14 protein-coding genes are annotated in these 21,996 nt (G+C 74.4%); 4 read left to right on the top strand and 10 right to left on the bottom strand.

Annotation, left to right across the window (positions count from 1 at the left end; translation table 11 throughout):
* Nucleotides 1–58: 58 nt before the first annotated feature.
* From AB0K80_RS32750 to AB0K80_RS32760, 3 genes are all read right to left on the bottom strand, one after another.
* Nucleotides 59–2,116, bottom strand: coding sequence for a discoidin domain-containing protein (locus AB0K80_RS32750; RefSeq protein ID WP_365675995.1), 2,058 nt, complete (start codon nucleotides 2,114–2,116; stop codon nucleotides 59–61).
* Nucleotides 2,117–3,005: 889 nt separating this feature from the next.
* Nucleotides 3,006–3,566, bottom strand: a complete 561-nt coding sequence (locus AB0K80_RS32755) for an HdeD family acid-resistance protein (protein WP_365675996.1) — start codon at nucleotides 3,564–3,566, stop codon at nucleotides 3,006–3,008.
* Between the two features lie 265 nt (nucleotides 3,567–3,831).
* Nucleotides 3,832–4,335, bottom strand: coding sequence for an SRPBCC family protein (locus tag AB0K80_RS32760; protein WP_365675998.1), 504 nt, complete (start codon nucleotides 4,333–4,335; stop codon nucleotides 3,832–3,834).
* A gap of 188 nt (nucleotides 4,336–4,523) precedes the next feature.
* Between AB0K80_RS32760 and AB0K80_RS32765 the strand changes: the two genes are divergently transcribed.
* Nucleotides 4,524–6,170: an NAD-dependent malic enzyme gene (locus AB0K80_RS32765; protein ID WP_365676000.1), complete on the top strand. Its 1,647-nt coding sequence runs from the start codon at nucleotides 4,524–4,526 to the stop codon at nucleotides 6,168–6,170.
* A gap of 39 nt (nucleotides 6,171–6,209) precedes the next feature.
* Here the strand turns inward: AB0K80_RS32765 and AB0K80_RS32770 are convergent, their stop codons facing one another.
* Nucleotides 6,210–6,812: a hypothetical protein gene (locus AB0K80_RS32770; protein WP_365676002.1), complete on the bottom strand. Its 603-nt coding sequence runs from the start codon at nucleotides 6,810–6,812 to the stop codon at nucleotides 6,210–6,212.
* Between the two features lie 200 nt (nucleotides 6,813–7,012).
* Between AB0K80_RS32770 and AB0K80_RS32775 the strand changes: the two genes are divergently transcribed.
* Nucleotides 7,013–9,598 (top strand): SpoIIE family protein phosphatase, encoded by a 2,586-nt coding sequence (locus AB0K80_RS32775; protein ID WP_365676003.1) that lies wholly within the window; start codon nucleotides 7,013–7,015, stop codon nucleotides 9,596–9,598.
* Between the two features lie 12 nt (nucleotides 9,599–9,610).
* Here the strand turns inward: AB0K80_RS32775 and AB0K80_RS32780 are convergent, their stop codons facing one another.
* A complete protein-coding gene (locus tag AB0K80_RS32780) occupies nucleotides 9,611–11,731 on the bottom strand; it encodes a SpoIIE family protein phosphatase (protein WP_365676004.1) in 2,121 nt (706 codons plus the stop codon).
* Nucleotides 11,732–12,777: 1,046 nt separating this feature from the next.
* Here AB0K80_RS32780 and AB0K80_RS32785 point away from each other — a divergent pair.
* Nucleotides 12,778–13,560: a maleylpyruvate isomerase family mycothiol-dependent enzyme gene (locus tag AB0K80_RS32785; protein ID WP_365676006.1), complete on the top strand. Its 783-nt coding sequence runs from the start codon at nucleotides 12,778–12,780 to the stop codon at nucleotides 13,558–13,560.
* A 64-nt stretch (nucleotides 13,561–13,624) separates the two neighbouring features.
* Here AB0K80_RS32785 and AB0K80_RS32790 read toward each other — a convergent pair whose 3' ends face one another.
* Both AB0K80_RS32790 and AB0K80_RS32795 read right to left on the bottom strand, forming a co-directional pair.
* Nucleotides 13,625–14,308 (bottom strand): lytic polysaccharide monooxygenase, encoded by a 684-nt coding sequence (locus AB0K80_RS32790; RefSeq protein WP_365676008.1) that lies wholly within the window; start codon nucleotides 14,306–14,308, stop codon nucleotides 13,625–13,627.
* Between the two features lie 233 nt (nucleotides 14,309–14,541).
* The gene (locus AB0K80_RS32795) at nucleotides 14,542–15,177 is read right to left on the bottom strand and encodes a GNAT family N-acetyltransferase (RefSeq protein WP_365676010.1); all 636 of its coding nucleotides are present in this window, start codon (nucleotides 15,175–15,177) and stop codon (nucleotides 14,542–14,544) included.
* Nucleotides 15,178–15,299: 122 nt separating this feature from the next.
* On the opposite strand from AB0K80_RS32795, the gene AB0K80_RS32800 reads away from it, so the two are divergent.
* Nucleotides 15,300–16,352: a YihY/virulence factor BrkB family protein gene (locus AB0K80_RS32800; RefSeq protein WP_365676012.1), complete on the top strand. Its 1,053-nt coding sequence runs from the start codon at nucleotides 15,300–15,302 to the stop codon at nucleotides 16,350–16,352.
* A 37-nt stretch (nucleotides 16,353–16,389) separates the two neighbouring features.
* Here the strand turns inward: AB0K80_RS32800 and AB0K80_RS32805 are convergent, their stop codons facing one another.
* The 3 genes from AB0K80_RS32805 to AB0K80_RS32815 all read right to left on the bottom strand — a co-directional run bounded on the left by AB0K80_RS32805 (nucleotide 16,390) and on the right by AB0K80_RS32815 (nucleotide 21,945).
* Nucleotides 16,390–16,842, bottom strand: a complete 453-nt coding sequence (locus AB0K80_RS32805) for an NAD(P)H-dependent oxidoreductase (protein WP_365676014.1) — start codon at nucleotides 16,840–16,842, stop codon at nucleotides 16,390–16,392.
* A 111-nt stretch (nucleotides 16,843–16,953) separates the two neighbouring features.
* Nucleotides 16,954–21,288 carry a cation-translocating P-type ATPase gene (locus tag AB0K80_RS32810; protein WP_365676015.1) on the bottom strand — a complete coding sequence of 1,445 codons (4,335 nt, stop codon included), beginning with the start codon at nucleotides 21,286–21,288 and terminating at the stop codon, nucleotides 16,954–16,956.
* A 24-nt stretch (nucleotides 21,289–21,312) separates the two neighbouring features.
* Nucleotides 21,313–21,945, bottom strand: a complete 633-nt coding sequence (locus tag AB0K80_RS32815) for a hypothetical protein (protein ID WP_365676017.1) — start codon at nucleotides 21,943–21,945, stop codon at nucleotides 21,313–21,315.
* Between the last annotated feature and the right edge of the window lie 51 nt (nucleotides 21,946–21,996).

Here is a 21,996-nt window from a genome sequence, read left to right on the forward strand (position 1 = left end):
GCCCCCCGTAGCGGAGCGGAAACCCACGGTCGCGGTGGCGTCGGCCCCGCCGTCCGGGTCAGCCGCTGTGCACGGCCGCCTCGCGGAGCGAGTAGCCCCAGTCGGTGCCGCGGTCCAGGCAGTGGATCCGCACGTGGCGGGCGGGGGTGGGGGTGAAGACCGCGGTGTCGAGGCCACCGTCCCCCGAGGTGGTGGACCAGGCGGTCCGCCAGGTCGTGCCGTCGGTGGAGAGCTCGATTCGGTACGACGTGCCGTACGCGCGTTCCCAGTCGAGGGTGACGCGTCCGACCCGGTGCGTGGCGCCCAGGTCGATCCGCAGCCACTGGTCGTCGCTCCAGTCACTGGCCCAGCGGGTGTCCCGCGCGCCGTCCACGGCCCGGCCCGGTGCGTAGCTGGTGAACGGGTTCCACTCCGAGGAACTGGCGGTGGCGGTGGCGTGCGCGGCGAGGTTCACGCCTGCCTGGTGCCGTTCGGAGGCCGCCCAGGTGTCCAGGTAGGACTCGGCGCCGCGGAACAGGTCGTCGACCACGTCCTGTCCGCCGACCAGCCGGATGTCCTCGATCCAGTCGGGGACGAGGCCGTAGTGGGCGGCGCCGTCGGTGTTGAGGTCCCAGGTGCGTGCGCCGGTGGTCTGGCGGTCGATCAGCGAGCCGCCGTCGACGCTGCGGAAGGGGTAGGTCACGGGGTTGGCGGTGTCCGCGCCGCGCGGTGCGGGCCAGCCGCCGACGCCGTTCATGTCGGTGCCGTAGCCGTAGCCCACGCCGTACTTGTCGCGCAGCGCCTCGGTGCGCGCGGCCTCGGCGGTGAACGCTTCCGAGCCGTGCATGTACTGGGCGACGAAGCCGCCGAGCCGGTAGACCCTCTCGGTCCAGTTGAGGTCCATCCAGCTGTGCGAGGAGAGCACGCCGGGGTAGGACGCGGCCTCGAACAGGTCGAGCACCCGGCCGGTGGCCTTGACGCTCATGTGGTCGATCTCGAGCATCATCTTCCGCTTCATCATGCCGCGCACGGCGTACTCGCCGAGGTCGGTGAGGCCGCGGACGTTGCAGCGGGCCTGCGCGTCGTAGGCCGGGACCTCGACGCCGGCGGGGAGTCTCCTCTCGGCCCCGGGCGCCGCCGCACCGCCGATGGGGTTGTCGTGCTGCGGTCCCGCGCACTTCTCCGTCTTCCAGAAGGTGCCGGTCGACAGGAACTGGCCCACGTTGATGGCGGTGCCGAGGGTGCCCTCGTCGAAGCGGACGCCGCACAGCGCGTTGTCGAACTTGTGGCACAGGAACATGCTGCGCACGCCGAGCGCGTACAGCTCGTCCAGCCCGCGGTCGATGTCCGCCTTGTCGCACTGCGGGATGTCCAGGACCTGCTTGCAGCCGAACGGCTCGGAGGTCTCGACGCCCAGGATGACCGCCAGCTTGCCCTGCTGGACGACCTGACGGGCCTGGGCGCTGTCGGTGACGATACGGAACCAGCCCTTGCCGGTGCCGCCGTACATGCGGTCGATGTAGGCCTGCAGGTCGTACGTCAGCTTGGCCTGGAGGCGGATCGAGGTCATCTCGTCGCAGCCGCGGTCCTTGAAGAAGTACACGGAGCAGATCACGCCGTTGGTGACGAGGTCGTTGACGAGGATCCGCTGGCCGCCGCGCCAGGCGCGTTCCACCCAGGCGTAGTAGTTCTGCTGGTGGGTCAGCGAGTCGTGGGCCGGCCAGTCCTTGAAGGTGGGCCAGCCGACCGGGTCGTGCCGGCCGTCTCCGCCCTTGGTGAGGAAGTCGAAGACCGCGAGGGAGCCGTCGGGGTAGTGCTCGGGGCAGTCCTTGAGCGCGTCGGCGATGCCGGCCTCGGAGAACGGTTTGCCGCAGATGAGGCGCCCGCCGAAGGCCTCGTTGGCCATGAGGTGGTTGTGGGCGTCGACGAAGCCGCGCACCTCGCCGTGGGCGTCGGTGCCGGTGAAGGGCTCACCGGTGACGTTGATCTGCGAGTCGGGGGTGGGGCGTGCGGTCGGGGTCCACCAGTCGGCCGCCGCTGCGGAGCTGGAAGTGGGGCCGAGGGCCATGGCCAGGACCAGGAGGAGCAGTGACACCACGGTGACGTGTGTGCGGGTGCGGTACGGGCGTCGGGTCATGGGTCACCACTGCGTCTCTCGGTCGGCGGACGGGCGCGGTCGGACTTGTCATGACCAACGCAAGTACGCGACGAGGATCGCGACTGCTGTACTCGGCGTCAAGAGTTCCAGTGAGGGGTGGGCGTGTGCGGGGTGCGGTTGGGGTGGGGGTGGCGTGCGGCTCAAGTCGGTTGATCTGGGCGGATCTTGTTGTCGCGGAGTCGGGGGGCGGCACGCGTTCACCCTCGGCCCGCGCATCCGCGGGCGAGACCGGGGGTCCCTCGCGGGCCGCGGGGTGTGCCGGTCCCTCCGCGCCCGCCCGGCGGGCTCGACCGCTGCCGAGGATCAACTCGGGCGATCACCCCGCGGCGCCCAGCTAGGTCTCCCTTTCCGTGCCGGTCCGGCCACCTCGGCCGCAACCGGCGAGCAGCCCGGCGCTTCAGGCGTGGGAAGGCCGCCTGCGGTGAGGCGCCGTCGGACGGAGGCGGTCGGTCGGTCCGCGACGCAGAGGCCGCGGCGGTTCTGTGGTCCCCTCCGCGTCGCCCCGGCGCGCACTCGTCCGCTCCCTAAGGAGCAACCCGGTTCCTCAGGCGCCCGAAGGCCAGCCGCATCCCTCGTTCCCGGGCGCGGCCACCCGCGGTGAGGCGCCGTCGGACGGAGGCGGTCGGTGTTCTGTGGTCTCCGCCGCGTCGCCCCGGCGCGCTGGCACGGCACCTACGAGCAGCCCTCCTCAGGCGCCCGAAGGCCAACCGCATCCCCGCGCCCTCGGGGTACGGCACCGTGGGACGGCGGTGATCGGTCGGTTCCGCGAAGCAGGGGCCGCACCGGTTCCGTCCCGTCGGTGGCGCGGGGCGTCGGCTGTCAACACCGGTGCTGTTGCCCGGCCGTGCCTGCCGGGCCGCGCCCCGCCCTACGCGTGCCGGGCGTGGTGGGTCAGGCGGGCCGCCGGGGTGGTGCCGTGCAGGTGGCGGGCCGCGGTCAGCAGCAGTCCGCCGGAGAGCAGCGCGTAGACGCCGATGATCTGCGCGATCGTGATCGCCCCCACCTCCGGCCGGGCCCACAGGAGGAGGCCGGCGAGGACCGACGCGCCGCCGGCCGCGAACAGCGCCCACTCGTGGTGCAGTTCGCGGCGGAAACGCACCGCCGCCCAGAGCTCCGCCACGCCGGTGATCACGGACCACGCGCCGGCCAGGACGACCAGGCCCAGGGCCGTCACGCCCGGCCAGGCGATGGTGAACACACCGGCCGCGATGCCCAGCACGCCTGCCGCCGCGTGGGCCAGGCGATGGGCCTGGTCCCCTTTCCTGCGGACCGCGCTGACCAGCAGCGCCACTCCGTCCAACAGGGCGTAGGCGCCGAACAGCAGCGCCAGCGCCACCACCGTCACCGCCGGCCACACCAGCGCGATCACCCCGAAGAGCAGGGCTGCCCCGCCCCGCAGGACCAGCATCCACATCAGCTGCCGTCGCACACGCTCACCCTTCACTCGATCGGACGGTCCGTCACGCGTACCCCGGTCGGCCCTGCTCATGGCGAGGTCCGTAACGACGAGATCGCCCGCCTGCCGGCAGGTGACCTGGGGAAACGGGCCCCTGGCCACGCCACCGCGCACGTGCGGACGATCGAGTCGAGTGTGTTGCTTGTGTCGTGTGTGTCGCCGAGTGGGCGGTCCTCACGACGGCCGGCAGGCCCGCGCCCCCGGCTGCCCGGGGGCAGCGGGGGGCGCGATCACCGCGTCAGAGGACGGGACCGGGGCCGGTACCGGGGCCGGTCTGGCCCGTCTCCCCCGGGCGGACGCGGCCGCGCCAGGATCCGGTCTCGCCGCCGCGCTCCTCGATGTACTGCTTGAAGCGCTTCATGTCGCCCTTGACCCGCCGGTCGATCGTCCCGATGACGTCCGCGACCTTCTCGACGGCTCCGCTGGGCTCGATGTCCATCACGAGCTCGACCCGGGTGTGGGTGTCGTCCAGGCGCTCGAAACGGACCGAGCCCTTCTGGTGGGTGTCACCGCTGGTGGTCCGCCAGGTGATGCGCTCGTCGGGGAGCTGGTCGACGATCTCGGTGTCGAACTCCCGGCGGACACCACCGATCTTGGTGGTCCAGTGGTTGTGGCGGTCGTCCAGCTGCCTGACCTCCTCGACCCCTTCCATGAAGTTCGGGAACTCCTCGAACTGGGTCCACTGGTTGTAGGCGGTGTGGACGGGGACGCCGACTTCCACCGTCTCCTTGACCGTGCTCATCTGTGTGCCTCCGTATTCCTCATCGACTGCGGGAGGCCCCTAGGCCCATACGCACTGTGGGGGGCCGAGGCGTCGAGTACCCGGACAGCCGCGCTTACCACCCCCCGTTTTCGATCACCGTCGCCGGTTTGCCGCCCGGCCTGTCGGGAAACCGGGCGCGGAATCCATCGCCGACGGAGGGAGAGCCCATGCCCTCGCACCGCGAGCCGCGCGGCCGGGCCGTGTTGAACGACGCCCTGCGCAACAAGGGCGTCGCCTTCAGCCAGGAGGAGCGGGAGCGGTACGGACTGGTGGGGATGCTCCCGCCGGGTGCGCTGTCGCTGGAGCAGCAGGCCCGGCGCGCCTGGGAGCAGCTGCGGGCGCAGCCCGGCGACCTGGCGAAGAACGTGTATCTGGAGCAGCTGCACGATCGCAACGAGGTGCTCTACCACCGTCTGCTCACCGACCACTTGGGCGAGCTGCTGCCGATCGTGTACGACCCGACCGTGGGCGAGGCGATCAAGCGGTACAGCCACGAGTTCCGCCGGCCGCGCGGGGTGTACCTGTCGGTGGACCGGCCCGAGGACGTGCGGCCGGCGTTCGAGGCACTGGAGCTCGGCCCGGACGACGTGGACCTGGTGGTGGCCACCGACGCCGAGCAGATCCTCGGCATCGGGGACTGGGGCGTCGGCGGTATGCAGATCTCGGTGGGGAAGCTGGCCGTCTACACGGCCGCCGCCGGCATCCATCCGGGCCGGGCCGTGCCGGTGATGCTGGACGTCGGCACCGACAACCAGGCGCTGCTCAACGACCCGTTGTACGTCGGCAACCGGCACAGCAGGGTCCGGGGCAAGGAGTACGACGCCTTCGTCGCCGCGTACGTGGACACGGTGCGGGACCTGTTCCCGCACGCGCTGCTGCACTGGGAGGACTTCGGGCCCGGCAACGGCCGCCGGCTGCTGGAGACGTACGGCGAGAAGGTGTGCACGTTCAACGACGACATGCAGGGCACCGGCGCCATCGCCCTGGCCTGTGTGCTGAACGCCGCCCGGGTGTCGGGGACGCCGGTGCGCGACCAGCGGGTGGTGGTGTTCGGGGCGGGCACCGCGGGGGTGGGCATCGCCGACCAGCTGCGGGACGCGATGGTCCGGGACGGTCTCCAGCGCGACGAGGCGACGGCCCGCATCTGGTGCGTGGACCGGCAGGGCCTGCTGCTGCGGTCCACGGACGGGCTGCGGGACTACCAGCGGCCGTACGCGCGGCCCGACGACGAGTGGCCCGGCCGCGACGGTGAACCGGTCGGACTGCGGGAGGTGGTGGACCGGGTCCGGCCGACCGTGCTGGTGGGGACGTCCACCGTGCACGGCGCGTTCACCGAGGAGGTGGTGCGGACCATGGCCCAGCATGTGGAGCGGCCCGTCGTGCTGCCGCTGTCCAACCCCACCGAGCGGATCGAGGCGATGCCCGAGGACGTGCTGCGGTGGACCGGCGGGAAGGCGCTCGTCGCGGTCGGGATTCCGCTGCCGCCGGTGGAGCTGGACGGCACCACCTACCGGATCGGGCAGGCCAACAACGCGCTCGTCTATCCCGGGCTCGGTCTGGGCGCGGTGGTGGCGCGGGCCTCCCGGATCACCGACGGCATGCTCCAGGCCGCCGCCGAGGCGATTGCGGACCTCGCCGACCTGTCCGAGCCGGGCGCCGCGCTGCTGCCGCAGGTGGAGAACCTGCGGGCGTCCTCGGCCACGGTGGCGGCGGCCGTGGCCCGGCGCGCGGCGCAGGACGGGGTGGCCCGTGCGCGCCTGGACGACGTCATCCAGCAGGTGCAGGACGCCATGTGGCAGCCGGAGTACACCTGACGGGTCGCCGTCGCCCAGTGCGCCGCGGTGGGGCGGGGCTCAGCTCCTTCCGCTCCAGGTGTGGGCGACGTCGATCACGATGCGGTCGGTCAGCGGCAGCACCCGGAACGGCAGCCGGGCGCGAACGCCGAGCCCGATCTGCGTCTCGCCCTCGAAACTGCCGGCGAAGCGGGTGTCGCGGAAGGTGCGGTAGCCGGTCAGGTCGACACCCGGCAGCGGGCGTCCCGCCCGCCCGGGGTAGGTGGGGGCGCCGGTGTCGGGGTCGTAGGCGGGCGCGGCCACCCGCACCTCCAGGACGGCGCCGCCGCCGACCGGGATGGCCCGACCCGACCCGTCCTGGTACAGGCGGTCGACGTAGCGGACCTGGTAGCCGAGGCCGCTGCGGCCCGCCCCGGGAAGGTCGACGACCATCCGGTCGAAGCAGGCGTGGCGGCCGGTCCTGATGTTCCTCACCGGTGTCGAGGTGGAGGTGCGGCTCACCTTCTCCTTGCTGCCCCAGCCCGTGGGGCAGGCCGTGGTGGTCAGCGTGGTGGTGGCGTGGGTGGCCGGTGCGGCGCCGGCCGGGGCCGCCGCGGCGGCCAGCGTGGCGCCCAGGAGCGCGAGCGTCGCGGCTATCGTGCTGGTTGTTCTGGTTCGTGGCATCGTCGCCCCCGAGATCTGAGTGGTGCTGGTATCGGGTGAGACGACCGGCTTGGCCGAAAGGTTGCGCTCCCGGCGTTCCCCTCGGGAGCCTCTTCCCGGGTGCCCTCCCCGGGTGCCCCGTCGCGCCGGACCGCCGCCCATGGCACATGCTGGTGGGGAGCGAAGTGGTGTCCGGTGCGTCCGTACCGGGAGGACGCGAGATGGATGAGGCAGCCGCCGCACCGGACGGGGCACGGCCACCCGGGGAGCCGGGCCGGGGCAATGGTGACGGGCGGGCCGGGGACGTGGCCCGGATCGAGGACGTGCTGGCCGGTCCGCTGACCACTGCCGTGCAGGCCATGCGAGGGTACGGCGGGCTGGTCTACCTGCGTTCCCGGGACCGGCGTTCGCTGGTCCTGTCCGTGGTGACCGGGGTGCCGCGGTCGCTGCTCAAGCCGTGGTGGCGGGTGCCGGTGGGCGGGGCCCTGCCCATGGCGGAGGCCTACCGCAGGGGCGAGCAGTTGTGGCTGCCCGACGAGCGGGCGACGATGCTGCGTTTCCCGCAGTTCACGGCCGGACTGCCGTACTCCTTCGCCTCCGCCTACCAGCCCCTTCGGGTCGGTGTGGAGACCGTGGGTGTGCTGGTCGTGCTGTGCGCGGCCGGGCGGGGGCCGGCCGACGCCGCGGCGGCGGACACTGCGCTGGACGCCGCCCGTAAGGACATGGAGGACCGCCTGGCCCGCGCGCCGGGTCCGGGCGCGGTCGGCGCGGGGGTGGCGTACGACGCCGAGCCGGTCAGCGTGCGGCTGCCCACGCCGACCGCGCACGGCGTCCGGGTCGGGCTGTTCGACTGGGACCTGGACAGTGACCGGTGCTCCGTCGACGACGAGGCGCTCGCCGTGCTCGGCATCCGCCGGGCCGACTTCCGCGGCACGCTGGCGGACATCGAGAGCCGGGTGAGCCCGGACGACCGGCACGAGCTGTGGGCCAGCCGCCGGGACGCGCTGACCACCGGGCGGGTCAGGTCCCGGCACTTCCGGGTGCTGGACGAGTCCGCGGGCCCCGGCCGGCGCCGCTACCGGCCGGTCGAGCTGTGGGGCCACCTCGTACCGCGTGGCCCGGGCGCCGCGCGGCTCCTGGTCGGCGCCCTGGTCGACGCGGTGGGCGGCATCACCGCGGCCGAGGCCGCCGAGCGGCTGCCCGACGGGCTGTTCTCCCTCGACCAGGACGGCCGGGGCGTCTACGCCAACCGCCGCTGCGAGGAACTGCTGGGCTGCCGGCGCGAGGAGCTCCTCGGCCGCTACCCGTGGGAGGTGATCACCTGGCTGCGCGACCCGGCGTACGAGGACCGCTACCGCGCCGCGATGCTGTCGCAGGAACCGGTGTCGTTCCTGGCGCCGCACCCGTCCGACGGCTGGCTGGGCTTCGTGCTGTACCCGGGGGTGCACGGGCTGACCGGCCGGGTCTTCCCCACCGGGCCGCCCCTGGGCACCGAGCCGGTGCCCACCGCGCGGGGCACCTCCGGTGTCGCCGCGGGTACGGCGGTCGGCACGCCGCTGCCGGAGCCGGCCGCCGCGCCGCGCGCGGGGGCGCTGTACCACGTGGTGCAGATGGCCAGCGTGCTCACCGAGGCGGTCACCGTGAACGATGTGTGCCGGGCGGTCTCCGAGCAGCTGGTGCCCGCGTTCGGGGTGCAGGAACTCGCCCTGTACACCGTCCGCGAGGGCCGGATGTACCTGCTGTGGGAGTCCGGCTACCCGGAGGGTTTCCTACTGCCCTTCGAAGGTGTCGGCCTCGACACCCGGCTGCCCGGGGTGCACGCCCTGACCACGCGGCTCCCGCTGTTCTTCGAGTCGCCGCAGGCCCTTCAGGGCGCCTACCCGGACATCACCCTGGACCGGATGAGCGCCTGGTCGTTCCTGCCGCTGATCGCCTCCGGCCACCCGGTCGGCTCCTGCATCCTCGGCTGGGACACGCCGCACCGTTTCACGCCCGACGAGCGGTCCGCGCTGACCGCGCTGAGCGGCCTGGTCGCCCAGGCCCTGGAGCGGGCCCGGCTGTACGACGAGGAGTCCGCCGTCGCCCGCGGCCTGCAGGAGGGGCTGCTGCCGCACCGGCTGCCGCTGATCGAGGGCCTGCGCACGACCGGCCGGTATCTGCCCGGCACGCAGGGCATGGCCATCGGCGGCGACTGGTACGACGTGATCCGCACCGGCCGCGGGGTGGCGCTGGTCATCGGGGACGTCGAGGGGCACAGTGTGGGCGCCGCCGCCGTCATGGGGCAGCTGCGCAGCGCCGTGCACGCCTTCGCCGCCAGCGAGCGTCCCCCGCAGGAGGTCATCAGCCACACCAACCGGCTGCTGACCGAGCTGGAGGCGGACGCCTTCGCCACCTGCTGCTACGTCGAGCTGGATCCGCGCACCGGCCGTGCCCTGGCCGTACGGGCCGGTCATCCGCCGCCGCTGCTGCGCCGTCCCGACGGGCGGGCCGCGACGCTGGACCTGGCGGGCGGTGTGATGCTCGGCGTCCAGCCCGACGCGCTCTACCCGGTCACCGAAGTCGTCCTGGAGCCCGGCAGCGTGCTCGTGCTGTACACGGACGGGCTGGTCGAGCAGCCCGGCAGCGACATCGACACGGGGATCCAGGAGGTGTGCGACCGGCTGACGCGGACGCCGTCGGAGTCGGTGGAGCATCTCGCCGACCAGCTGATCAGGGCGGCCCGCCGCACCCCGGACCGGCCGGACGACGTGGCACTGCTGCTGACGGCGTACGGCCCGCAGGGGCCCGGCGCAGTTCCGCGCGGCTGAGGCCCCGCGGGCTCAGTGCTCGGCGCGGGCGCGCAGCAGGAGCACCGTGATGTCGTCCAGGTGCTGGCCGGTGGCGGTCGCGTCGCGGACGAGGCCGTCCAGGAGGTGCTCCAGGTCGCCGTCGCCGGCGGCGGCCAGGGACGCGGCCAGAGCGGACATGGCCCGCGCGGTGTCGGTGCCGGGCACGTCCACCAGGCCGTCGGTGTACAGGCCCAGCACGGCGCCCGGCGGCAGGGCGGCGGTGGTGGCCGTGTACCGGGTGCCGGTGTCGATGCCGAGCAGCGGACCGGGCTCGATGTCCAGCACACCGGCACCGCCGGAGGCGTGCCGCAGCAGCGGGGGCACGTGGCCCGCGCTGGCCAGGATCACCTCGTGGCGGGCCAGGTCGACGTGGGCGTACAGGCACGACACGAGCAGGTCGGAGTCCAGGTCGGCGAGGAGCCGGTTGGTACGGGTGAGCACCTCCTGCGGTGCCGCGCCGGTCGTGGCGTGGGCGTGGATGGCGGTGCGGACCTGGCCCATCAGGGCGGCCGCGGCGATGCTGTGGCCCTCCACGTCCCCGATGACGGCGGCGGCGGTCGTGTCGCCGAGGCGCAGCAGGTCGTAGAAGTCGCCGCCGACGTCGACGCCGTGCCCGGCGGGCAGGTAGCGGGCCGCGACGTCGAGGCCGCGCAGGGCGGGCAGGGCGCGCGGCAGGAGGGCCCGCTGGAGTTCCTGGACGAGGCGCTGCTGGGTGTCGTACAGGCGGGCCCGGTCCAGGGCCTGGGCGATCAGGCCGGCCAGGGAGGTCAGGACGGCCCGTTCGTCGGCGGTGAAGGCGTGCGGCCGGTCGTAGGAGACGATGCAGCAGCCCACCGGCCTTCCCAGGATGGTCAGGGGCAGGAACGCCCAGGCCTGTTTGCCGCTGATCCGGGGTGCCCTCGGGTAGGTGCGGGACATCTCCTCCGGGCCGGCGAAGAAGGCGGGGGTGCCGCTGGCGAGGACCTGGCCGGCGGGGGTGAGGTCGGTGTCCAGGGACAGGCCGTCGAGGCGTTCGATGATCTCGGCCGGGTAACCGTGGCAGCCGATGATCTTCAGGCGGCCGGCGTCGGCGGAGGACAGCACCAGGCCCTGGGCGCCGAAGGCGGGCAGGATCTGGTGGGCGATCAGCTCGACGAGGTCGCGCACGGTCACCGTCTCGGTGAGGGCGGCGGCCAGATGGACCAGCTGGTACAGCCGGCCGGTCGGCGCGGCGGGGGCCCGCCGCGGGGGCGTGGGCGGTGCGGTGTCCGTGCCCTGCGCCTCCTCGGGGACGATGCGGACGCTGATACCGCTGGCGTCGGGGTGGAGCTGGAAGGTCAGCCAGCGGTCCGGCGGGCAGTGCGCGGTGAAGGACACGGGCGCCCGGCTGACGACGGCCGTGCGGTAGTGGTCCTCGTAGAGCGGGTCGTCCATCCAGGGCAGGGAGTGCCAGGGGCGGGTGCCCAGCAGCACCTCTGCGGGGCGGCCGAGCAGCCGGGCCGCGGTGGCGGTGACGAAGGTGATGCGGCCCTCCAGGTCGAGGGCGAGGGCGCCCTCGGGCAGGCGTTCCAGGTAGTCGAGGGCGGCGCGCCCGGTCTGCGCCGGGTGGCGTACGGCGCAGACGGTCACCACGCGCGGCTGGTTGGGCAGGGCGGGCTGCTGCACGGAGTCCTCCAGCAGACGGACCAGACGGTGCGCGCTGGTGGTGATGTTGCCGCGCTCCCGGGCCGCGACCTCCCGCGGGTGGTCGGCGGGCCACATCAGCACCACACCGCCCCAGCTGCGCCGCACCCCGTTCAGCGGGATCGCGGCCAGGGCGAACAGGTAGGGCAGGACGGCGGCGATCCGCGGGTAGCGGCGGGCCATCTCGTCCTGGTCGCCGACCCACACCAGCCGGTCCTCCCGGATGGCGTCGGCGACCGGCACGGGAGCGGTGAGAGGCAGCCGCTGCCACGGGGCGCTGAACTCCTCCGGCAGTCCGCACTGCGCCACCAGCCGCAGCACCTGCTCGTCGTCGATCAGGTACAGGCCGCCGATCGACGCCCCGGTGCCCCGCACGGTGTCGGCCAGGGCCGTGTCCAGGGCGTCGTCCAGCGACTCGGCGCCCAGCGTCGGCTCGTCCATGGCGGACATGGTGTCCTCCGGTCCGGTGGCGTGGCGGCTGCCCGCCGCCCGCCGGTGGGGAACGCACGGCCCGCGGCGCCGCGGACCCCACGCGCCACTCCTACCCGGACGCTACGCCTTGCGCGGCGCGCGGGCACATCGTCCGCCCAGGACGGAGCAGGGGGTGCGGCCTGCCCGGCGCAGAATCCTTTAGCTGCCGAACCCTTGTCGGTCCCGGGCGACTGCGGCGTCGGTCGGGGGGCGGGGTGCGAGTCTGGGGACGGCGATGCCGCGGCCGGTGCCCAGGGTGCGAGGCCCGGGGGCGGCGATGCGGGTCCGGGGTGCGAGCCTCGGGACGGCTATGCGGGTCCGGGGCGAGGCCCGGGGGCGGCGATGCGGGGCTGGTGCCCGGAGCGGCGCAGATCAGGAGCCTGAGGCGTGAGTCCGGGCGGTCATGCCGGGGCCGGTGCCCGGAGCGCGAGGCCGGGGACGGCGATGCGGGCCGGTGCCCGGAGCGGCGCAAGCCATGCCGGCGCCGGTGCCCGGAGCGGGAGCCCCGGAGGCGGCCATGCGGGGGCCCGGCCCGGTGCGGCGCAGGCCAGGAGCCTGAGGCGTGAGTCCGGACCGCCATGCCGGGGCCGGTGCCCGGAGCGCAAGGCCCCGAGGCGGCCATGCGGGGCCCGGGCCCGGTGCGGCGCAGGTCAGGAGCCTGGGGCGTGAGTCCGGACGGCGATGGCGGGCCGGGTGCCCGAAGTTCGCGGCTCCGTGGGAGGCCGTTGTCGGCACCGTGCGGGCCCCACCCGCAGGGACTCGCGCTCGCCGCTCCGTGGGAGGCCCTCGTCGACACACGGCAGGCCCGTACCCGCGCCGCCGCCAGAAGGGACCGCGTCCGCCGCTCCGCAGGAGGCCGTCGTCGGCACACGGCGGCCCCGTACTCCGCCCCGCCGTCCCCAGGCCCCGCAGGACGAGCCCGGACCCACACCGCCCTCCTCAAAATCTCCCACCCCAGCTCCCCCACCAGCGCCGCCCCCGAAATTCGCGCGCCTACACGGAACCGCCGCTCATAGCGTGTCCGCATGACCTACAGGAGCCTCGACCGCTACTGCGGCGACATCCTCGCGCAGACCGACCTGCTGCGCTCCCTGCTCGGTGCCGCCGACCTGGCCACGCCCGTCCCCACCTGCCCCGCGTGGAACCTCGGCCAGTTGGCACGGCACGTCGGCGGTGCGCACCGGTGGGCCGAGACCGTGGTGCGTACCCGCGCCACCGCACCGGTCCCCCACGACCTGGTCGACGACGTCTTCCACTACGGCGACAAGGACCCGGCCGTGCTAGGCGCCTGGCTCGCCGAGGGTGCGCGGCGGCTCACCGACGCCGTCGCCGAGGCCGGGCCCGGCGCCCGGGTGTGGACCGTCGTCCCCGGCCAGCCCCTGGTCTTCTGGGCGCGGCGCATGCTGCACGAGACCGTGGTGCACCGCGCCGACGCGGCCTGGACGGTGGGTGTCCGCTACGACCTCGACAGCGCGGTCGCCCTGGACGGGCTCGACGAGTGGATGGGGTTCGGCACGGTCCCCGAGGCGTACGACCCCAAGACCGGGGATCCTCTGCTGGGCCCGGGCCGCCTGCTGTGCTTCGAGGCCACCGACTGCCCCGACGGGCGGTGGCTGGTCGACCTCACCGGCGACGTGCCCCGCTGGCGACGGGCCGCCGGGGACGCGGCCGTCCTCGTGCGCGGCCCGCTCGCGGACCTGCTGCTGCTCGTCTACGGCCGCCCCGTCCAGGAGCGCATCGACGTACGGGGCGACCGTGCGCTGCTCGACCTGTGGCTGACCCGGACAGGCTTCTGGCTGCACGAGTAGTCGGAACCAACGCGCACGCTCCCCCGCCGGGCACCGTCCGTCCGGCGGGGGAACGTGCCGCGGGTCAGCGGAAGGTGACGTCGCTGCACAGGAAGTACGTCTGGTCCATGTGCGAGGCCTGCCAGATCGTGTAGACGACGTGGCGGCCGCTCAGACCCGACGTGCTCACCGGGATCGCGTAGTTCTGGCTGGGCGCGTACCGGCCGGTGCGGGCGACCAGCTGGAGGTCCTTCCAGGTCAGCGGCTGGGTGGTGGGGTCGAAGCCCTGCCGGGTGACATAGACGAGGAAGTAGTCGGCGCCGTGGCTGGCCTGGTCGTACAGCCGGACGGTGAAGTTCGCGTCGACCGTAGTGGTCTTCCAGGGGCCGACGGCGTCCAGGGAGTTGTACCGGCCGCCCTCGGTGTGGCCCCCGCTGCAGAGCTGCCCGTCGGGGACGACGGCCTGGAAGTTGCCGCCGGAGCCGTTGCGGTAGAGGCCGTTCCAGTTCCACATGGCGTTGGGGTTGGCCTGCCACGCCTGCCAGCACATGGGGTCCTGCTGGGCCATGGCCGGGTTCTGGAAGTCGTTCCCCCAGCGCTGCCAGCAGCCGTAGTTGCGGGACGCCGGGTCGACGACCGAGCCGTGGGCGGCGGCGGTGCCGCTGCCCGGCACCAGGCAGAACAGGGCGGCGGCGAGCACGCTGAGCAGGACCGAGAGGCGGGACGGTCCCCTGAGACGGCCCTCAAGGGCATGACCATGACAATTCATGATCTCCTCTTTCCGGATGTGGGGGTTCTCCGGTGCGCCCGCACGCTGACGAGCGAGTCGCCGGCTCACCGGAGGCGCGGGTCGCAGGAGCGAACGATGGGAGCGCTCCCACTCACTGCACAGGCTGCGCCTCGCACCCCGGCGCGGCAACACCCGTTTGCGCCACTTCCGCATCCGGTGGCGCATTCCGTGCGTTCGGTGCGGTGCCGCCGCGTTCGGCGTACGGGCGCCGTTCAGAGCCGGTCGAGTTCCCCCGTCGTCCGGCCGAGATACGTCACCGGGCCGTCCTGCGCGAGGGACTCGATCTCGTGGAAACCCACGCGGTCGTAGAAGGCCCGGGCGGGGGTGTTGGCGGTCGCCATGGCCAGATGAACCGCCGCCACTCCCCTGCCGCCGAGGGCCTGCAGGAACGTCCGCATCAGCGCGCGGCCGTGGCCGCGGCCCTGCCACCGGGGCAGCAGGTCGATGTGAAGATGGGCCGGGTACGCGGCCAGTTGCGGCAGGACCATCCGCTCGGGACGGTGCAAAAGCTCCGCCATCGCCTCGTCCGGGGTGCCGGGTGCCCCCGCGGGCCGCGGGTACCGGTCGGCGAACCGCGGCAGCCACTCGGCGCGGAAGGTCTCGGCGAAGCGGGCGGTGTCGGCGGTGCCCAGGATGTAGCCGACCGCCTGCCCACGCCCGTCGTCCAGGACGAAGGCCAGCTCCGGCTCCAGGTGGACGTACGGGGCGGCGAAGATCACCGGGAGGATGCCGGGGTCGGCGTAGAAGGGCCGGCTGTCCTGGCCGTTGTGCCCGGTGCGGACGCAGATGTCCTCCAGTGCGTCGCGGTCCTCGGCACGGTAGGGGCGGACGAAGGCGGAGGAGGTCACGGGAGGATCGTGCCGGGTGGGCAGCGCTCCCACAACCCGTTTTCGCCGCCGTCTCCGGTCCGGCCCGGCAATGCCGGGTACGACCCTGGCTTAGGCGCACGGCGCGGGGTTACCCGGTGCCCATGGTGAAGCTGCACATTCCCGGACGAAAAGAACAGAACGGCGCGGACGCCCCGCCCTCGCAAGAGGAGGAGCCCGGGCCGGGGCCCGAGGTGGAGCGTGCGGCGCCGGACACGCCGTCGCGGCTGCCGCGGGGGGCCTGGAAGGCGGTACTGAAGGGCAGCCTGCGCGAGTTCAAGGACGACGAACTGACCGACCGGGCCGCGGCGCTGACGTACTACAGCGTCCTGGCGCTCTTCCCGGCGCTGCTGGTGCTGGTGTCGCTGCTGGGCCTGGCCGGCAAGTCGGCCACGAGCAGTGTGCTCGACAACCTGCGGCGGCTGACGCCCGGCTCGGCCCGCGACATCATCACCCGGGCCGTGGAGCAGTTGCAGGGGAACGCCGGCATCGGCTCGGTGATGGCGATCGTCGGTCTGGTGCTCGCCGTGTGGTCGGCCTCCGGCTACGTCGCGGCGTTCATCCGCGCGGCGAACGCCGTCTACGACATGCCCGAGGGACGCCCGGTGTGGAAGGTGCTGCCGGTGCGGCTGGGCGTCACGGTCGTGCTCATGGTCCTGGCCGTGATCAGCGCGCTGATCGTGGTGTTCACCGGCGGGCTGGCCCGGCAGGCCGGCACCGCGCTGGGAATCGGGGACACCGCGCTGACGGCCTGGTCGATCGCCAAGTGGCCCGTCCTGGTCCTGCTGGTCACCGTGATGATCGCGATCCTGTACTGGGCGACGCCGAACGCCAAGGTGAAGGGCTTCCGGTGGATCACGCCGGGGAGTTTCCTGGCCCTGCTGATCTGGCTGATCGCCTCCGCCGGCTTCGCGGTCTACGTGGCCAACTTCGCGTCGTACAACAAGACCTACGGCACGATGGCCGGTGTCATCGTCTTCCTGGTGTGGCTGTGGATCACCAACCTGGCCATCCTGCTGGGCCTGGAGTTCGACGCGGAGACGGTCCGGCAGCGGGCCATCGCCGGGGGGATGCCTCCGGAGGAGGAGCCGTACACGCAGCCGCGTGACACGCGGAAGTGGGACGAGGAGGACCGGCGGCGCCTGGACGGGGACTGACCCCCGGCCCGTTCCTCGATCCGTTTCGTCGGTGCGTTCAGGTCATCAGGCCGGCGGCGAGCGTTGCGCCCAGTTCCCAGCAGCGCTCGGCGTCGGCCTTCTCCAGTGCGCCGGTCACCGTGACGATGCCGGCGGCGCGGCGCCAGCCGAGGCCCGTGGTGATCGACTCGATGCCGCGGACCGCGCCCGTGACGTCGTTGCCGCCGTGCACGTAGCAGCCGAAGGGGCGGCCGCGGGTCGCGTCCAGGCACGGGTAGTAGACCTGGTCGAAGAAGTGCTTGAGGGCGCCGGACATGTAGCCCAGGTTCGCCGGGGTGCCGAGGACGTAGCCGTCGGCGGCGAGCACGTCGGAGACGGTGGCGGACAGTGCCGGGCGTCGTACGACGCTCACGCCCTCGATCTCGGGCGCCGTGGCGCCGGAGACGACGGCTTCGAACAGGGCCTGGCAGGTGGGCGAGGGGGTGTGATGCACGATCAGCAAAGTGGGCACGGCCCTGACCCTGCCGCCGCCGGGCCGGTGTTCGCAAGCGGGCCCGGCGCAGACGTGTCCCCCGGGGCGTCCGGCCAGCTGCCCCGGGGGACACGGTTGCGCGAGGAGGCCTCAGGCCACCGGCCGCGCGATGCCGCTGTGCAGGGTGCGGCGGGCCTGCTCCGCCAGGTGGTTCAGGCGCACGGCGAGCTGGGCGGCGTTGGCGTACATGTTCCGTACCGGCTCCAGGCGTTCCAGGCGCGGGGCCAGGGCCGACAGGGCGATGGCCAGGGCCACGCCCGTCCAGGCGAGGGGCCCGAGCGGGGTGCAGCCGAAGAAGTGGCTGACGCCGGGCGTCTGGACCAGGGCCGCCAGGACGGCCGCGGAGCCCAGGGCCGTGGCCCACACCAGCGGGCTGTGGCGGCGGCCGGACAGCGTCTGCACCAGCTGGGCGCCGACCACACCGCACAGCGCCATGGTGGTCGAGCGGCGCTCGGTGCCGGGGGTGAAGCGGCCGAAGAGGTACGCCGTGACCGCGCCGAGGCAGGTCGTCACGCCCCGGCGGCGGATGGCGCGCAGCAGGGGTACGCCGAGGACGTCCAGGCCCATCGGCCCGGACGCGGCGTGCTCGGCCGTCGCCGGGTCGTCGCTGGGGGTCACCGCCACCGCCATGGCCGGGAACATGTCGGTGAGCAGGTTGACCAGCAGCAGCTGGCGGGTGGACAGCGGCGAGGCGCCGGCCAGCAGGGTGCCCAGGACGCTGAAGCCGACCTCACCGGCGTTGCCGCCGATGAGGATGGACACCGCGTCGGCGACGCTGCGCCACAGTGCCCGGCCCTCGACGACCGCGTCCACCAGCACCGACAGGTCGCCGGTGGTCAGCACCAGGTCGGCGGCGTTGCGGGCGGCGGCGCTGCCGCGGGCCTCGACGCCGACACCGACGTCGGCGGCGCGGATGGCGGCGGCGTCGTTGGCCCCGTCGCCCGTCATCGCCACGACCCGGCCGGCCTGCTGCAGCGCCTCGACGACGTGCAGCTTCTGCTCGGGCGCGACCCGGGCGACGACGCCCGCGCCCCGCAGGACCCGTACGCGCTCGCCGCGCTCCATGGCGACGAGTTCGTCCCCGGTGACCACCTCGGTCTCCGCCGGCCAGCCCAGCTGCAGGGCGATGGCGCGGGCGGTCTCCGGGTGGTCGCCGGTGAGCATGACGGGCAGGATGCCGGAGCGGCGCAGTTCCGCGAGCAGGGCGTGCGAGGTGTCGCGCGGTACGTCCGCCAGGGCGATGAAGCCGCAGAACTCCAGGTCCCCGAGGGCCGCGTCGAGTTCGGTCTCGGCGTCGTCCGCACGGCAGGCCCGCCGCGCCACGGCGAGGACGCGCAGCCCCTGCCCGGCCAGTTCGTGCGCCTTGTCGTCGGCGTCGGCGGGCAGGTCCCGGCAGGCGGGCAGGACGGTCTCCGGTGCGCCCTTGACCACCAGCAGCTCCCCCTGGCCGTCGTCGCGGCCGACCGCGGCGGCGTAGCCCCGGCTGGCCTCGAAGGGCAGCTCGCCGACGGGGGTCCAGGCCTCGTCGGGCGGGGCGACGGCGAGGACCGCCTCGTCGGTGGCGTGCGCGACGCGCCGCCCATGGCCCGTCTCCTCCTGCGGGCAGGCCCGGGCGGCCAGCCGCACGACGGACACGGCCTGCCCGGCGTCCGGGTCGAGGACGGTGCCGTCGGCGGTGGCGACGCGGACCAGGCGCAGTTTGTTCTCGGTGAGGGTGCCGGTCTTGTCGAAGCAGACGGTGTCGACCCGGCCGAGCGCCTCCAGGGTGCGGGGGGTGCGCACCAGCACACCGCGCCGGGACAGCCGGCGGGCGGCGGCCATCTGGGCGACCGTCGCGACGAGCGGCAGTCCCTCCGGGACGGCGGCGACGGCCACCGCGACACCGCCGCTGACGGCGCGCCGGATGGGGCTGCCGCGCAGCAGCGACAGTCCGGTCACCGCCGCGCCGCCGGTGAAGGTGACCGGCAGCGCCTTGCGGGTGAGTTCCTGCAGGCGGGCCTGCACACCGGCGGGCGGCGGGGTGCGGGCGGCGAGCGTGACGGCGCGGCCGGCCTCGGTCTGGTCTCCGGTGTCGACGACGAGGGCGGTGGCCCGGCCGGCGACGACGGTGGTGCCCTCGAAGACCATGCAGGCGCGCTGCGCGACCGGCGCGCCGGGGGTGGCGTCGACCGTCTTGGCCACGGGCAGGGACTCGCCGGTGAGGGCGGACTCGTCGACCTCCAGTCCGTCCACCTCCAGCAGCCGGGCGTCGGCGGGCACGACGTCGCCCGCGCCGAGGCTGATCTCGTCGCCGGGCTTGAGGCGGGCCGCGTCGACGGTGACCGTACGGCGCTGCCCGTTGTGCTTGCGGGCCTTGGGCTGCTGCCGGGCGGCCAGCCGGGCCAGGGCCTGCTCGGCGCGCAGCCGCTGCAGGCCGCCGGCGACGGCGTTGATGTCCATGGCGCCGACCACCAGCAGCGCGTCCACGAGCGAGCCGAGCAGCGCGGAGGCGACGGCTCCGGTGGCGAGGACCGGGGTGAGCGGGTCGTCGAGTTCGCGGCGCACGGCTCCGGCCGCCTGCCAGGTCCAGCGGGCGGGGGTCACGACGGGGTGCCGGGCCAGCCGTGCGGCACCCTGCCGGGACCGCTCGGCCAGCAGGGCGAGGCCGTGCGGTACGTCGTCCCGCACGGTCCGGCGCAGCCTGGCGCGTGCCTCGTCGGGTTCCAGCGCGTGCCAGGGGATGTGCAGCCGCGGCGGGGGCGGGGTGGCCCGGGCCACCCGGGCGGCCTCGGTCCAGCCCTTCAGCAGGGCGCCCAGCGCGGCGAGGTTCACCGGGGTGTGCCGGGAGAACGGCACCCAGGCGGGGGTGCGGGGCCGGCTGCCGCCGGCCACCATGAGCCCCGACAGGGCGGCACCGGCGCGGGCCAGCACCTGGGAGCGGCGGCCGACCCGGCGGGCCGCCGGGATCGCGGTCAGCAGCCGCCAGACGTCGGCCAGTCCGCCGGGCGCGAGCGCGTCGGCGCCCCAGGCGACCGCGGAGCGGGCGTCGGTGAGCGCGATGGCCACGTCCCCGGCGGGCAGTCCGTCCGCCACGTCCGTGCCGCCGGTCTCGTCCAGGCGGGCGACGGTGACCACGCAGCGCCCGTCGCTCTGCAGGGTGCGTACGACGTCGCCGAACGGCCGCCGGGGCGGGGCCACCTCGTCGGCCAGCCGGGTGATGTCCTTCAGGTCGGAGCCGCCGGCGATCACGACGTGCAGCCCGGCGCGGCGGGCCGCGTCGAGGACCGCCTCGGCCAGGGGGTCGACCGGGTCGTCGGCCGGGTCGTCGGGGGCGCACTCGCCCGCCGCGTCGGGCCGCCGGCTGCGCAGGGCGTCGGCGTGCAGGACGAGGGAGTCGGCGATCTCCAGCTGGCGCAGCCGCTCGGAGCTGCGGACCAGGATGCCGGAGCGGGCGAGGAAGGTGCCGAGGGCCGCGTTGAAGGCGGCCGGGCCGTAGCGGGCGGCCTTGGGGGACCCGGCCAGGACGGCTTCGGCCGCCTCGTTCGGGTCGTGCATGATCAGCAGGGTGGCGAGGGCGCCCGCGAGGCTGCCGGTGCTGGCGTTGGCGGCGTACTCCTTGGCGGGGGTGACCCGCAGGGGCGGCCGGGTGCTCGGCGGGCAGGGCAGGCTGGCGCGGTCCTGGAGGCAGACGTCGTCGTGCAGCGCCTCGAAGGCGGCGGCGCGGGCCACCGCCTCGGCCAGCTGGCCGCTGCGCAGCAGGCCGTCCAGGACGAGCGAGACGGGGGACTGCCCGGCGCCGTGCACGGCGGCGTTGGCGGCGGCCAGGATCAGTTCCCGGCCGGTCCGGCCGAAGCGGTGCCTGAGCAGTGCGCGGAAGCGGGGGTTCTCGCGCAGCAGGGTCACCGCCGCGGTGACCATGCGCGGAGAGGGCGGCAGGCGCAGCGACCGGCCCGCCAGCGCACCGGCCGTGCCGGCGGCGTCCAGCAGCAGTCCCGCCGCGGCGACGCGGACCTCACGGGGGTCGCCCGGGTGGGCGGCTTCCTCCTCGGCCTCCGGTTCGGCGCCCTCGGCCAGGCCCAGACGGGTGGCGAGCTCGCCGGCCCGCTCGGCGACGCGGTCGGTGGCGGCCTCCTCGACGGCGGTCACGACCAGGCGGGCCAGTCCCTCGTCCCAGTAGGCCGCCAGCACGTCCGGATGGTCGACGAGTTCGGCGGCCACCTTGCGGGCCAGGGCGGCGACGTCGCCGCCGGGGCGGTGCAGCGCCAGGTGGACGCGGTGCCCGGCCCGCCACCGGGTGCCGCCGCCCAGGGTGTTGCGGGCGACGTTGCGGACCCGGCGCGTGGTGTCGTAGGCGGACGTCACTCCCTGGGCGGTGGTGCGGGCGGCGCCTGCCGCCGCCCCTGCCACGGCCCCGGCGAGCGGGGCCACGTCGAAGCGTGTGAGCATCTCCTGTTGTCCCGACTCGGCCGGTTACCGGTGGTCGCCGGTGGCGCGGCCGTTGGTGTCTGCGTGCCGCCCGGCCGTCTCGCGGCCCGGGGGCTCGGTGTGGGTGCCGTGGTGTTCGGTGGCGGGGCCGTGGTGCGTGGCCTCGGCGACCTGCTTCAGGGCGGACGCCGTCGCGGTGTCGCCGACCTTGGCGGGCTCGTCGTGCACGTGGTGTTCGGGCCGGTTGCGGCGGAAGTGGGCGGACTCCAGCCGGTCCCCGGCGCCGTAGCGCGTGGACCGCGCGGCGCCCGGGCCCTCTCCCTCTCCCGTACCGCCGGCCGCTGCGGCGGGTGCGCTGTCCTGCCCGGCGTCGGCGGTGCCCTCGCCGCCGTCCGCCGTGTCCTGCCCCGTCCGCTGTTCGGGCCGGGGCTGGGTGAGCCAGGCGACGGCCGCGCCGGTCAGCGCCACCGGCCACTCCACGACGCCGGCCACGCCGAGCACGCCCGCCCCGGCGTAGACGGCCATCCGGCGGCCGCGCGGCGAGACGGCGCCGATACGGTCGAGGGTCCCGCCGGCCACCTTGCCGACCTGCTGGGCTCCGGGCAGGTGGCGCAGGCCGGAGGCGACGGCTCGCAGCGGCTGGGGAAGATCGGACGTCTGTTCCTTGACCTGGTTCATGTCGACCTCCGCGAGCGCGTCACCTAGGGGCTTTAATCAGTTTCCCAGCTT

Source organism: Streptomyces sp. NPDC052682, assembly GCF_040678435.1.
Taxonomy (GTDB): domain Bacteria; phylum Actinomycetota; class Actinomycetes; order Streptomycetales; family Streptomycetaceae; genus Streptomyces.

Bases quoted from the DNA above. Each gene is read 5' to 3' on its own strand.
- AB0K80_RS32770 (WP_365676002.1), bottom strand. From the start codon at position 6,812: ATGCCACGAACCAGAACAACCAGCACGATAGCCGCGACGCTCGCGCTC.
- AB0K80_RS32780 (WP_365676004.1), bottom strand. From the start codon at position 11,731: ATGTCCGCCATGGACGAGCCGACGCTGGGCGCCGAGTCGCTGGACGAC.
- AB0K80_RS32800 (WP_365676012.1), top strand. From the start codon at position 15,300: ATGGTGAAGCTGCACATTCCCGGACGAAAAGAACAGAACGGCGCGGAC.
- AB0K80_RS32775 (WP_365676003.1), top strand. From the start codon at position 7,013: ATGGATGAGGCAGCCGCCGCACCGGACGGGGCACGGCCACCCGGGGAG.
- AB0K80_RS32810 (WP_365676015.1), bottom strand. From the start codon at position 21,288: ATGCTCACACGCTTCGACGTGGCCCCGCTCGCCGGGGCCGTGGCAGGG.
- AB0K80_RS32765 (WP_365676000.1), top strand. From the start codon at position 4,524: ATGCCCTCGCACCGCGAGCCGCGCGGCCGGGCCGTGTTGAACGACGCC.
- AB0K80_RS32785 (WP_365676006.1), top strand. From the start codon at position 12,778: ATGACCTACAGGAGCCTCGACCGCTACTGCGGCGACATCCTCGCGCAG.
- AB0K80_RS32790 (WP_365676008.1), bottom strand. From the start codon at position 14,308: ATGAATTGTCATGGTCATGCCCTTGAGGGCCGTCTCAGGGGACCGTCC.
- AB0K80_RS32760 (WP_365675998.1), bottom strand. From the start codon at position 4,335: ATGAGCACGGTCAAGGAGACGGTGGAAGTCGGCGTCCCCGTCCACACC.
- AB0K80_RS32750 (WP_365675995.1), bottom strand. From the start codon at position 2,116: ATGACCCGACGCCCGTACCGCACCCGCACACACGTCACCGTGGTGTCA.
- AB0K80_RS32815 (WP_365676017.1), bottom strand. From the start codon at position 21,945: ATGAACCAGGTCAAGGAACAGACGTCCGATCTTCCCCAGCCGCTGCGA.